We start from the raw sequence: 12,238 nt of genomic DNA, 5'->3' as shown, positions 1-12,238 counted from the left end.
GGTCGAGGGCTTTGGGGAATGGATCAGGCGAGGGTGAAGGCAAGATAGCTTGCGTCACCGACCTGCCCGGGCATGGCGAGGACCGCGGTCGAGTGCTTGGAGGAGATGGTCATGCTCATATCGATGCTGCCATTGGCATCCAGGTCGATGTGAGCCGTAGCCCCCTTGTATCCATCCGCACCGGCCATCTCAACCCAGGTCAGCTTGGACGTTCCCTCCTTCCAGCCCCAGCAGGTGACCCATTCCCCTTTCTCGAGGTCCGTCACCGTGGACCAGGTGACGCCGTTGCCACGCCCGTCCACGAAGAAGGTGTCCATGCCCGAACCGCCGGTCAGGAAGTTGGAGCCGAGCCCCCCGTCCAGCACATCGTCGCCCTTGCCGCCGTCGATCGCGTCGTCACCGCCCAGGGTGTTGATGAAATCGGCGAGATCGGTGCCATGCATGGCCTCGCTGACGTCGGCCCCGATGTGCATGTTCTGAAGCCAGGACACCGGTCCGGAGTAGGCCTGCATCTCGACTTCGCGGCTTGTGCCGCCGGAGGTGATGGCGAGGCGGCGTGTCGGCTCGATGTCGTCGTTGACGATCGTGCCGGTGGCGGTCGCGGTCGCGATGGGCGCGTATCGCAGGTTCGTCAGCGTGACGGCGAAGGTCTCGTTGCCCTCGAGGGTGGAATCGCCGGAAACGTTGATGGTGATGACCTTGCGGGTTTCGCCGGGTGCGAAACTGACCGTATCGGATGGCAGCGCGCCGCCGAAGTCGGCGGCATCCGCCGGATTCGCCCCGGTCCCGGTCACCGCATAGCTGGCGGTCGAATTGCCCTCGATGTTTCCGGCGCGGGTGACCTCGAAGGTGTAGGCGGTCGAGCCGCTGCTGCCTTCCGCCTTCGTCGCATCCAGCGCGGCGATGGACAGCGTGGTGTCGTCGTTGCGGATGGTCCCGGTTGCCGTGGTGGTGCCGAGAGCAACGCCGTTCGGGTTGGACAGGGTGATCGTGAAGGTTTCGTCCGGCTCCACCGTGGTGTCGCTGGAAACCTCCACCATGAACATCCGCGACGTCTCCCAGCCCACGAGGGTGACGGTGCCGGACGGCAGCGTGCCGCCAAAGTCGGCGGCGTCCACCGGATTCGCGCCGGTCCCGGTTAGCGCCCAGTCAACCGAAACGGGTTTTCCTGTGCTGGTTGACAATTCTACATAGCAGTAAATATACTTCTTGCCGGTATCGCCTTCCATGAAATCATTGCTCAGCAACTTGATCGATGCCGATGCATCGTCGTTGCCAATCGTCATCCTGACGGGGCTGTTTATTAAATAATCGGCTAGTGTATCTCCGATCGGATCGTAAAATATGACGTTAAATTCCTCAGATGGTTCAATGATGTCGTCATCATGAATTGGAATTTCGAGAATTGCGCTTTGAAACGGGGCGAACTCAAGCGTGCCGCTTGGAAATGTTCCGCCAAAATCATTGGCATCAGCTGGATTGCTGCCAGTGCCCTCGATCCTCCACTTTACGGAGGCGGGGGAGGATGCATTGCCGTCGCGGCTGAGGATGAGGCGGGATTTGGTGGACTGACCCTGCCCACCTCCCTCGTAACCGCCCTGCGTATAACTGATCCAAATCGCCATGACGCCCTCAATTCGAAGTTCTAGAAATAGAACATCGGCAATTTGAAGTTGTCAATTATATACGGCGATCTTCTTTGGGGCGAGATGGAGGGCGGGCCTCTGCCCTGGATGTGGATGCGAAAGAAGCCTCCATGACTCCGGCGGCGGCATCCGCCACGCAACGTCCCGCTTTGAGAGAAGAGGGGGCGTCACGTGGCGGATGCGGGGCTTCACACCGCCTTAACCAGTGCGTGACGCTTCTTGCCGGCGCTCAGCTTGATGACGCCGTCGGCGTTCAGGTCGGCGGCAGTGGCCTTGGCGGTCTCGTCGGGGATGGCGGCGTCGTTCATCTTGGCGCCGGCGCCCTTGATGAGGCGGCGCGCCTCGCCCTTCGACGCGGCCAGACCGGCGGAGACCAGCAGGTCCACCAGCGCGACCCCGGCCTCAAGCTCGGCGCGGGGCACGTCGATGCTCGGCAGGCCCTCGGCGGCGGCGCCCTGCTCGAAGGTGCGGCGGGCGGTCTCGGCGGCTTCCAGGGCGGCCGCCTCGCCGTGGGCGAGCTTGGTCACCTCGTGGGCGAGGATCTTCTTGGCCTCGTTGATGCCGGCGCCTTCAAGGGCCTCCAGCCGTGCCACCTCGTCCAGCGGCAGCTCGGTGTAGAGGCGCAGGAAGCGGCCGACGTCGGCGTCCTCGGTGTTGCGCCAGTACTGCCAGAAATCATAGGCGCTGAGCTTGTCGGCGGTCAGCCACACCGCGCCGGCGGCGGTCTTGCCCATCTTGGCGCCCGACGAGGTGGTTAGCAGCGGGGTGGTCAGGCCGAACAGCTCCGCCCCGTCGGTGCGGCGGCCCAGCTCCACGCCGTTGATGATGTTGCCCCACTGGTCCGACCCGCCCATCTGGAGCATGCACTTCTCGCGCCGGAACAACTCCACGAAATCATAGGCCTGGAGAATCATGTAGTTGAATTCCAGGAAGGTCAGCGGCTGCTCACGGTCCAACCGCAGCTTGACCGATTCGAAGGTCATCATGCGGTTGATCGTGAAGTGCCGGCCGATGTCGCGGAGCAGCGGGATGTATTTCAGCTCGTCCAGCCAGTCGGCGTTGTTGACCATCACCGCGTCCGTGGGGCCACCCATTGTATTTTCTGGGGCGAAGGACAGGTAGCGCCCGAAGATGCGCTTGATGCCCGCCATGTTGGCGTTGATGGCCTCGTCGGTGAGGAGCTGGCGCGCCTCGTCCTTGCCGGAGGGGTCGCCGATCTTGGTCGTCCCGCCGCCCATCAGGACGATCGGCTTGTGGCCGGTCTTCTGCAGCCAGCGCAGCATCATGATCGGCAGCAGGCTGCCCACATGCAGGCTGTCCGCCGTGCAGTCGAAGCCGATGTAGGCGATGATCGGCCCCTTCGCCGCGCGCTCGTCGAGCCCGGCGAGGTCGGTGCACTGGTGGATGAAGCCGCGTTCCTGCAGCGTGCGGAGGAAATCCGATGTCAGCGTCGTCATGGCCGCGATCCGGCTGTCGTGGTAGGGTCCAGGGTCGCGTCTGTTAGCATGGAACGCGCGGCCCCACAATTCTCGGGGCTGACTCGACACGGGATTGAGGTAAGGAATGCAGACGGTCGTCGGGCTGATGAGCGGCACCTCCATGGACGGGATCGACGCGGCGCTGGTCCGCACCGACGGCGAACGCCGGGTGGAGCCGCTGGCCTTCGTGACCATCCCCTACGAGGACGGCTTCCGCGCCGACCTGCGCTCCTGCCTGGGCGGCAAGGGGCCGGTGGGGGCGGTCGAGCGCGCCCTGACCGATGCCCACGCCGACGCCGTGCGCCGCCTGCTGGCGGAGGCCGGGACGGAGGCCGCGGCGGTGGACCTGATCGGCTTCCACGGCCAGACGATTTTCCACGACCCGGCGCAGCGCCGGACCTGGCAGATCGGCGACGGCGCGCGGCTGGCGCGGGCGACCGGCATCGCCGTGGTCAACGATTTCCGCACGGCGGACGTGGCGGCGGGCGGGCAGGGCGCCCCGCTGGTGCCGCTGTTCCACCGCGCGCTGGCCGACGCCCTGCCGCGCCCGCTGGCCGTGCTGAACATCGGCGGTGTGGCGAACGTCACCTGGATCGGCGCGGGCGAGGACGCCGGCGAGGACGACGTGATCGCCTGCGACACCGGGCCGGGCAACGCGCTGGTCGACGATTGGGTGCTGTCCGGCCAGGGCGCCCGCTACGATTCCGGCGGGTCGCTGGCGGCGCGGGGCACGGTGGACGAGGATGCTATGGCGGCCTTGCTCGCCCATCCCTATTTCGACCAGCCGGCGCCGAAGTCGCTGGACCGCGACGCCTTCGACCCGGCGCCCGTCCGCGGCCTGTCGGTGGAGGACGGCGCGGCGACCCTGACCGCCTTCACCGCCGCGTCGGTCGCCCGCATCGTCCCGCACCTGCCCAAGGCGCCGCTGCGCTGGCTGGTCTGCGGCGGCGGGCGGCACAACGCGACGCTGATGGCGATGCTGGCCGACCGGCTGGGCGTGCCGGTCGATCCGGTGGAGGCGGTGGGCTGGAACGGCGATGGGCTGGAGGCCGAGGCCTTCGCCTATCTGGCGGTGCGCAGCCGCAAGGGCCTGCCGCTCAGCCTGCCGGCCACGACCGGCGTGCCCCGGCCGATGACCGGCGGGCGCTTCCACCCGGTGTGACGCCGGAGGTTACGGGCGCGGCCGGCTGTTGTCGGTGCAGTTGTCGGCGTGCTTGCACCAGTTGCCGAAGGTGCTGGCGATCTGGGCGTTGCTGCAGCCGGCCAGCAGGAGCGCCGCGAGGCCGGCGAGGGCGGTGAGGCGACAGGTCTTCACGGCGGTCACTCCGCTGGTCATTCCGCCCCTCATTCGGCCACGGCGGCGACGGGGTTGCCCATCGCGCGGTCCAGATAGTCGTCCACCTGCACCGCCAGATCGTCGCTGCGGTTGGCGAAGAAATGGTTGGCGCCCGGCACCACGCGGTGGTCGATGCGGATGTCCTTCTGGTGCGACAGCTTGGTGACCAGCTTGTTCACCGCCGCCCCCGGAACCAGCTCGTCCTTGTCGCCGTGGATGATCAGGCCGGAGGAGGGGCAGGGCGCCAGGAAGGAGAAGTCGAACAGGTTGGCCGGCGGGGAGACGGACACGAAGCCGTCGATCTCCGGGCGGCGCATCAGAAGCTGCATGCCGATCCACGCCCCGAAGGACACCCCGGCGATCCAGCACACCGGAGCGTTGGGGTTGTGGGTCTGCAGCCAGTCCAGCGCCGCCGCCGCGTCGGCCAGTTCCCCCTCGCCCTTGTCGTAGGCGCCCTGGCTGCGGCCGACCCCCCGGAAATTGAAGCGAAGGGCCGAATAGCCGCGCTTCGTGAAGGACTGGAACAGGGTGAAGACCACCTTGTTGTTCATGGTCCCGTTGTGATGCGGGTGCGGATGCAGCAGCAAAGCCATCGGCGCGTTGGGGATCGTGCCGTGTGTGTAGCGCCCTTCCAGCCGTCCGGCCGGGCCGTTGATCATCACTTCAGGCATGGGAACGGCGATCCTGACGCGAATATAAGGTGATCCGGACCACCGGCGGAGCGGCGGGCGGACGCCACGGCAAGCGGACGTGGTTGCCCATGGACAAGCATGGATTTTTCGCACACAATTCTTGACCGTTTTGCTTGGTCATCATATATGCGTCGATGCGTCCTTCCAGGGCAACCCGCGCGACCGGCGAGGCACGGGTCGAGGGCTCTTGCGAAAGATCACCTCTTCCGGCAAGAGGGCGGACTATACCACGGCGGGTGTTCCGGTGTTCAAGCATCTTCGCGAAGAGATCGACGGTATCATGGCGCGCGACCCCGCCGCGCGGTCACGGGCCGAGGTCGCGCTGTGCTACCCGGGCTTCCACGCCATCGTCATGCACCGCGTCGCGCGCTATTGCTGGGATCGCCGCTGGCACCTGATGGCGCGCGCCGTCTCGCAGATCGCCCGCGCGCTGACCGGCATCGAGATCCATCCGGGCGCCACCATCGGGCGCCGTTTCTTCATCGACCACGGCATGGGCGTCGTCATCGGCGAGACCGCCGAGATCGGTGACGATGTGATGCTCTATCATGGGGTTACGCTGGGCGGGACCTCGCTGAACCAGGGCAAGCGCCACCCCACGCTGGAAAGCGGCGTGATCGTCGGCGCGGGGGCCAAGGTGCTGGGCGCGATCACCATCGGGCGCGGCGCCCGCGTCGGCGCCAACGCCGTCGTGGTGGCGGACGTGGCTCCGGGCATCGCCGTGGTCGGCATCCCGGCCAAAGCGGTGGTGACGCGCGACCGTGTCGAGACGCAGAAGTTCATGCCCTACGGCACGCCTTGCGGCGACATCCCCGATCCGGTGGCGCGCGCGCTGAACGGCCTGCTCGATCAGGTGTCGACCCTGCGCCGCCGCGTCGAGGAACTGGAATCGGAGCGCGGCGACGCGCATAATTCATCCGTGTACGAAACATCGGGCGTTTCCAACGGGAGCGCCCGGCCCGACAATGGGGTGCGCGAGCCGGTGTCCGCCGACGGCGGTCCGGCGGCGTCCTGTTGAACCAAACACAAACACGAGGCTTGGCGCCGATCCGCTGGACGGTCGGGCCGGGGTGAAGGAAGGGTAAGGAGGGTAAAATGAGACTCAGCACCAAGGGACGCTATGCCGTCATGGCCATGGTCGATCTTGCTGCCACCAGCCAGGGGAGCCCCGTCGCCCTTGCCGACATCGCCGACCGGCAGGAGATTTCGCTCTCATATCTGGAGCAGCTGTTCGCCAAGCTGCGCAAGGGCGGCCTCGTGAAGAGCGTGCGCGGTCCCGGCGGCGGCTATCTGCTGGCGCATCCGGCGGACGCGACCCGCGTGTCCGACATCATCCTGGCGGTGGACGAGCCGATCCGCACGACCCGCTGCGCCAACGGCACGCCGCAGGGCTGCCGCACCAACCGCTCGCGCTGCCTGACCCACGACCTCTGGGAGGAGCTGGGCAACCAGATCCACATGTATCTCAGCTCGGTCACCGTGGCCGACGTGGTGGAGCGGCGGATCATCGGCACCAGCAGCCTGACCATCCGCGGCCCGCAGCCGGCGGACGAGGGCGCGGCGGTCGCGGCGGAGTAAGGGAGCGCCCTCCGGCGCCTCGATCCGATGACCCGCGTCTATCTCGACCACAACGCCTCGGCGCCGCTGAAGCCGGCGGTGAAGGCGGCGATGGTCCAGGCCATGGACCTCGCCGGCAACCCGTCGTCGGTGCACGGTTTCGGCCGCGCGGTCCGCCGCGCGGTGGAGGAGGCGCGCGCCCAGGTCGCCGCCCTGGCCGGGGTGCGGCCGGCCCAGGTCTTCTTCACCGGCAGCGGGACGGAAGCCAACAATCTGGCGCTGCGCGGCTTTCCCGGCCGGACGGTCGTCACCTCCGCCATCGAGCATGACTCGGTGCTGGAGGCGGTGCCCGGCGCCGCCCGCGTCCCGGTGGACCGCGACGGTGTTTTGGACCTTGCCGCGCTCGACCGCCTGCTTGCCGACGCAGACGGTCCCGTGCTGGTTTCCCTGATGCTCGCCAACAACGAGACCGGCGTGATCCAGCCGGTGGCCGGGGCGGCGCGGATCGCCCACGCCCGTGGCGCGCTGATCCATTGCGACGCGGTGCAGGCCGCCGGGCGGCTGCCGCTCGACCTCGCGACGCTCGGCGCCGATCTGCTGACCCTGTCGGCTCACAAGATCGGCGGCCCCGCCGGCGTGGGCGCCCTGATCCTCGCCGACGGGCTGGAGCCGGAGGCGCTGATCCGCGGCGGCGGGCAGGAGAAGCGCCGCCGGGCCGGGACCGAGAACGTCGTCGGCATCGCCGGCTTCGGTGCCGCCGCGCGCCTTGCGCGGGAGGAGCTTCCCGACAGCGCCCGCCTGACCGCCCTGCGCGACGCTCTGGAGGCGCTCGCGCTCGCCGCCGTTCCGGCGGCGCGGGTGATGGGGGCCGGCGCGGCGCGGGTCGGCAACACCAGCAACCTGCTGCTGCCCGGCGTGGCCGGGGAGACGCAGGTGATGGCGCTGGACCTCGCCGGGGTCGCGGTCAGCGCCGGGTCTGCCTGCTCGAGCGGCAAGGTGAAGCCGTCCCATGTCCTTGCCGCCATGGGCGAGAGCGCCGGGGACGCCGCCTGCGCCATCCGGGTCAGCCTGGGCTGGGACAGCGACGACGCGGCGGTGGAGCGTTTCGCCGCCGCCTACGCCGCGATGGCGGCGAGGCTCGCCCGTGCCCCTGCGGCGTAATCGCCTTTCCATGACCTCCTCCTCCCGCCGAGGGCCGTGTAAGGTTGCGCGGCGCCCCGCTTCTGGGTATCACCCGGCCGAAGGGACGGCGATCCGCCGGTCTCGCGGCCGACCTGTGCAGCGTTTCAACGGACGGCAAGCATGACGACATCCGATTCCGGCCCGCCGCGGTTTCCCAAGGGGGAGACTCCCAAGGGGATCGCCGGGACCATCGACGGCGATCTGGAGCCGTGCTGGCTGTGTGGCCGTTCGGTCGCGGCGCGCGCGATGTTCTGCCATTCCTGCGGGGCGGTGCAGGGGCCGCGCCCGCTCGACCATTTCACCCGGCTGGGCCTGGAGCGCCGCTTCGACATCGAGCCGGAGGCGCTGGCCCGGCAGCACGCCGGCTTCTCCCGCGCCATGGACCCGGAGCGTTTCGCGGCGCGCGGCGCGCGGCAGCAGGCCAACGCCCGCGCCCAGGCCGACGCGCTGGGCGAGGCCCACGAGACGCTGCGCGATCCGGTGCGCCGCGCCCGCTATCTGCTGGAATTGCTGAATGCTCCCGCCGCCGTCCTGTCCACCGAGGAGGACGAGGAGGTGACGGCGCTCGCCGATCGCTTGGACGGCGCCACGGAGGTGGCCGCGGTGGACCGGCTGGCCCAGGATATCGGGCAACGCGTGGAAAGTTGCATCAAGTATCTTGCCATTGCCTTCCGCAACGGGCAGACCGACAACGCCGCGCGCATCCTCGCGCGGCTGGAGCGGTTGGAGGCGCTGGCGGCCGAATCCCGGACGCGGCGCTCCGCTATTGCTCCGAAGACACCATAATCACCGCCACCGCACATCGACGCCTTTGTTCAGGAGAGCACCCCAATGCCCAAGATGACCTTCATCGAGCCGAACGGCACCCGCCACGAGGTGGACGCCCCGCTCGGCCTGTCCGTGCTCGAGGTCGCGCATAAGCACGGCCTGGACCTGGAAGGCGCCTGCGAGGGCTCGCTCGCCTGCTCGACCTGCCACGTCATCGTGGAGCCGGAGTGGTTCGACGTGCTGAACGAGGCCTCGGAGGACGAGGAGGACATGCTCGACCTCGCCTTCGGCCTGACCAAGACCTCGCGCCTGGGCTGCCAGATCATCATCAGCGAGGAACTGGACGGGCTGGCCGTGCGCCTGCCCGGCGGCACCAACAACGCCATGCGCTGACCCACCGCCGCGGCGCCTTGCGGGGCCGCCGCGGTCCGCACCCGCCACCGGGAAACCGGTGCGCCAGCCCCGTTCGCGGGCGGAGCGCCCCGGTTCTCCGGTGGTGAATTTTTTGGGAACCGGCCCATATAGGGCGCCATGATCTCCTACGCCAACTCTCTCGGCATCGCCAAGCGTCCCCAGGACACCCGCGTGGTCGTCGCCATGTCCGGCGGCGTCGATTCCTCCGTCACCGCCGCCGTTCTGCGGGAGGAGGGCTACGACGTGGTCGGCATCACGCTCCAGCTCTACGACCACGGCATCGCCCTGCAGAAGCCGGGCGCCTGCTGCGCCGGGCAGGACATCTACGACGCCCGCCAGGTGGCCGACCGCATCGGCATCCCGCACTATGTGCTGGATTACGAGGGCAAGTTCTCCCAGGACGTGATCGACGACTTCGCCGACACCTATCTGCGCGGCGAGACGCCGATCCCCTGCGTGCGCTGCAACCAGCGGGTCAAGTTCCGCGACCTGCTGAACACCGCGCGCGACCTCGGCGCCGATGCCTTGGCGACCGGCCATTACGTACGCCGCGTCCAGGGGGCGGGCGGGGCGGAGCTTCACCGCGCCATCGATCCCGGCCGCGACCAGAGCTACTTCCTGTTCGCCACGACGCGCGAGCAGTTGGAGTTCCTGCGCTTCCCGCTGGGCGGCCTGACCAAGCCGGAGACCCGCGCCCTGGCCGAGCGCCACGGGCTGGAGGTGGCGGCCAAGCCGGACAGCCAGGACATCTGCTTCGTGCCCAACGGTTCCTACGCCGACGTGGTGGCGAAGCTGCGCCCCGGCTCGGTCGAGCCCGGCGACATTGTCCATGTCGACGGGCGCGTCCTGGGCCGCCACCGCGGCGTGGTCCATTACACGGTGGGCCAGCGCAAGGGGCTGGGCATCGGCGGCATCCGGGGCGAGGAGGAGCCGCTGTTCGTGGTGCGCCTGGAGCCCGGTCAGCGCCGCGTCGTCGTCGGCCCGCGCCGCGAGCTGGCGCGCCGCGTGGTGATGATCCGCGAGGTCAACTGGCTCGGCCCCGCCCTGGCTCCCGGCGAGGGGATTGAGGTGGAGGTGAAGCTCCGCTCCGCCCAGCCGCCGGCTCCGGCGGTGTGGCGCCTGGGCGCGGACGGCACGGCGCAGGCCGAACTGCACGAGCCGCAATACGGCGTTGCCCCCGGCCAAGCCTGCGTCGTTTACCAGGGCGACCGGGTGCTGGGCGGCGGCTGGATCGCCGGAACGGGAGCCTGACGAAAACTTCGCAGAAAAGTGAAATTTCAGCGTTGACACCCCGGTCCCGCTGGAATACATAAGCGGCCCCGGCACGAACCGCGGCGGCCAACACCGAAACGGACCGCGCCGGGAGATGATGGTAAGCACGATGGCAGCGTAGCTCAGTGGTAGAGCAGGGGAATCATAATCCCTTGGTCGGGGGTTCAAATCCCTCCGCTGCTACCATCATTGCAGTCCTAGCGACTGTGCTGTTTCCCTCACCCGGCTTGCTCCGGGTGAGGGACAGCAACTCTTCAATCCTCCCATGCACCATCAAATGAGTTTCGCCACGGCGCTCGCCGGGATGAACCTCAATTCGCGCCAGTAACGCCCGTAGGGTGTTCGCTGCGTTTTGGCGTGCCTCGTCCCCGCCGGCAAGCGCCTTGTCCAGCGCGTCGAGCTGGTCACGGTATCGTTCCGCGGCCTGGGGGTGCAGCTCCACGACCGAATCGCTTTCGGCCTCCATGATAGCCGCCAGCTCCGCGTCGGCTTCCGCCTTCTGCCGTTCCAGGTCCATGAGCTTCCCGCGCAGGGCAGGGCCGGCGGTGCCTTCGGCGATTGCGTCCACGATGTTGTCGATCTGTCGTCCGAGCTTGGCGACACGGGCCGCCACGTCTTCGCGCTTCGCTGACGCTTCGGACCGGAGCCGGCGGCGCTCTTCCCCGTAGGTCTTCACATAAAGGGCGAGCAGCTTGGGCGACAGCAGTTGCGTCCGGATGCCGTCCAACACCCGCTCTTGCAGATCGGGCAGCCGAATCGTCCGGTTGTTCGAGCAAACGGACGGCCCCGATTCGCGGTAGGTCGAGCAGGCGAGCTGATCCTTGGACTTGACCGTGTAGGCTCCACCGCAGCAGCCGCAGCGCAGCAGGCCCGAGAACAGGTGCTTGGGCCGCCGGGTCTTATCGACGCGGAGGTGGGCAAAGCCCGCCTTGATGGCCTGCGCCCGCTCCCACAATTCGTCTTCAACGATCCGCAGTTCGGGAACTTCGGTCACGACCCAATCCGATGGCGGGTTGAGGCGGGGGAGCCGCTTGCCCGTCTCCGGGTCTTTGACCATGTGCAGGCGGTTGTAGATCACGAAGCCGATATAAGCCTCGTTGTAGAGGATGCCGTTCTTGCGGGCTGGGTTCCCGTTGATCGTGCTGGCGTTCCAGTGCCCGCCGGCTGGGGAGGGGATGCCATCCCGGTTCAGAGCGTCCGCAATGGCGCGCGGGCTGATGCCGGCGACGAACTCCCGATAGATGCGGCGAATCGCGTCGGCCTGTTCAGGGTTGATCCGGCGCTTCCCGCGCACCAGCTCGCCCCGCGCGTCGAACTCCCGAACCACATCGTATCCGTAGGACAGGCCGGCGGGGACGCTGCCGGCCATGGCGCGGCCCGTCTGCCCGCGGCGCACCTTCTGCGCCAGATCACGCAGGAACAGGGCGTTCATCGTGCCCTTGAGGCCGACGTGCAGTTCCGAAATGTCGCCTTCCTGGACGGTGGCGAGCCGGATGCCGGCGAACCCGAGCCGCTTATGGATGGCGGCGGTGTCTTCCTGATCGCGGGAAAGCCGGTCCAGACCCTCCGCCACGACTGTGTCGAACTGGCCCGCCTTGGCATCGTCCAGCAGGCGCAGGGCCTGGGGGCGGTTCCGTAGGTGCGCGCCAGACATGGCGTAATCGGCATACACGGTCACGACCGTACCGCCGTGCCGCGCGACAAAGTCGCGGCATAGGCGCACCTGATCGTCAATGGACCGTTCGTGCTGGTTGTCTGACGAGAACCGCGCGTAGATCGCAGCGCGCATTACGCCCTCCGGGCCTTCCTGGCTTCCTGTTCGGCCCGATGATCCTCGCGCGCCGCCGCCCGCGCAAGAGCGCGCACGAAGTCCTCCAGCAGTTCTTCTGCTGT

The 12,238-nt window shown here is 68.2% G+C and carries 12 protein-coding genes, 1 tRNA gene and 1 pseudogene; 9 read left to right on the top strand and 5 right to left on the bottom strand.

The window, feature by feature from the left end; all coding sequences use genetic code 11:
• Positions 1 to 23 precede the first annotated feature (23 nt).
• Complete coding sequence (locus tag TSH58p_RS34530; protein WP_109068541.1) at positions 24 to 1,625, bottom strand: Calx-beta domain-containing protein; 1,602 nt, start codon at positions 1,623 to 1,625, stop codon at positions 24 to 26.
• Between the two features lie 209 nt (positions 1,626 to 1,834).
• Positions 1,835 to 3,103, bottom strand: coding sequence for a tyrosine--tRNA ligase (gene tyrS, locus TSH58p_RS07490; RefSeq protein ID WP_109068540.1), 1,269 nt, complete (start codon positions 3,101 to 3,103; stop codon positions 1,835 to 1,837).
• 106 nt (positions 3,104 to 3,209) lie between these two features.
• Between tyrS and TSH58p_RS07485 the strand changes: the two genes are divergently transcribed.
• Positions 3,210 to 4,286: an anhydro-N-acetylmuramic acid kinase gene (locus TSH58p_RS07485; protein WP_109068539.1), complete on the top strand. Its 1,077-nt coding sequence runs from the start codon at positions 3,210 to 3,212 to the stop codon at positions 4,284 to 4,286.
• Positions 4,287 to 4,295: 9 nt separating this feature from the next.
• On the opposite strand, the gene TSH58p_RS33060 is transcribed toward TSH58p_RS07485, so the two are convergent.
• Positions 4,296 to 4,460, bottom strand: coding sequence for a hypothetical protein (locus TSH58p_RS33060; RefSeq protein WP_158282564.1), 165 nt, complete (start codon positions 4,458 to 4,460; stop codon positions 4,296 to 4,298).
• Between the two features lie 8 nt (positions 4,461 to 4,468).
• Positions 4,469 to 5,131 (bottom strand): alpha/beta hydrolase, encoded by a 663-nt coding sequence (locus TSH58p_RS07480; RefSeq protein ID WP_109068538.1) that lies wholly within the window; start codon positions 5,129 to 5,131, stop codon positions 4,469 to 4,471.
• Between the two features lie 208 nt (positions 5,132 to 5,339).
• On the opposite strand from TSH58p_RS07480, the gene cysE reads away from it, so the two are divergent.
• The 8 genes from cysE to TSH58p_RS33860 all read left to right on the top strand — a co-directional run bounded on the left by cysE (position 5,340) and on the right by TSH58p_RS33860 (position 10,976).
• The gene (cysE, locus tag TSH58p_RS07475; RefSeq protein WP_109068537.1) at positions 5,340 to 6,170 is read left to right on the top strand and encodes a serine O-acetyltransferase; all 831 of its coding nucleotides are present in this window, start codon (positions 5,340 to 5,342) and stop codon (positions 6,168 to 6,170) included.
• A 77-nt stretch (positions 6,171 to 6,247) separates the two neighbouring features.
• Positions 6,248 to 6,730, top strand: a complete 483-nt coding sequence (locus tag TSH58p_RS07470) for an Rrf2 family transcriptional regulator (RefSeq protein WP_014239836.1) — start codon at positions 6,248 to 6,250, stop codon at positions 6,728 to 6,730.
• A gap of 27 nt (positions 6,731 to 6,757) precedes the next feature.
• Entirely contained in the window at positions 6,758 to 7,870 is a 1,113-nt protein-coding gene (locus tag TSH58p_RS07465) for a cysteine desulfurase family protein (RefSeq protein ID WP_109068536.1), read from the top strand.
• 141 nt (positions 7,871 to 8,011) lie between these two features.
• Positions 8,012 to 8,677, top strand: coding sequence for a molecular chaperone DnaJ (locus tag TSH58p_RS07460; protein WP_109068535.1), 666 nt, complete (start codon positions 8,012 to 8,014; stop codon positions 8,675 to 8,677).
• A gap of 45 nt (positions 8,678 to 8,722) precedes the next feature.
• Entirely contained in the window at positions 8,723 to 9,052 is a 330-nt protein-coding gene (locus TSH58p_RS07455; RefSeq protein ID WP_035672428.1) for a ferredoxin family 2Fe-2S iron-sulfur cluster binding protein, read from the top strand.
• 138 nt (positions 9,053 to 9,190) lie between these two features.
• Entirely contained in the window at positions 9,191 to 10,324 is a 1,134-nt protein-coding gene (gene mnmA / locus TSH58p_RS07450; RefSeq protein ID WP_109068534.1) for a tRNA 2-thiouridine(34) synthase MnmA, read from the top strand.
• A 132-nt stretch (positions 10,325 to 10,456) separates the two neighbouring features.
• Positions 10,457 to 10,531 (top strand) — tRNA-Met (locus TSH58p_RS07445).
• A 166-nt stretch (positions 10,532 to 10,697) separates the two neighbouring features.
• Positions 10,698 to 10,976 carry a hypothetical protein gene (locus TSH58p_RS33860; protein ID WP_247873871.1) on the top strand — a complete coding sequence of 93 codons (279 nt, stop codon included), beginning with the start codon at positions 10,698 to 10,700 and terminating at the stop codon, positions 10,974 to 10,976.
• Between the two features lie 93 nt (positions 10,977 to 11,069).
• Here the strand turns inward: TSH58p_RS33860 and TSH58p_RS33855 are convergent.
• Positions 11,070 to 12,134: pseudogene (locus TSH58p_RS33855) on the bottom strand (recombinase family protein); the annotation flags it as partial.
• Between the last annotated feature and the right edge of the window lie 104 nt (positions 12,135 to 12,238).

The organism is Azospirillum sp. TSH58 (assembly GCF_003119115.1).
Classification (GTDB): Bacteria; Pseudomonadota; Alphaproteobacteria; order Azospirillales; family Azospirillaceae; genus Azospirillum.
Note: the sequence above shows the minus strand (reverse complement) of the source record. Positions and strands in the feature narration are given on the sequence as shown.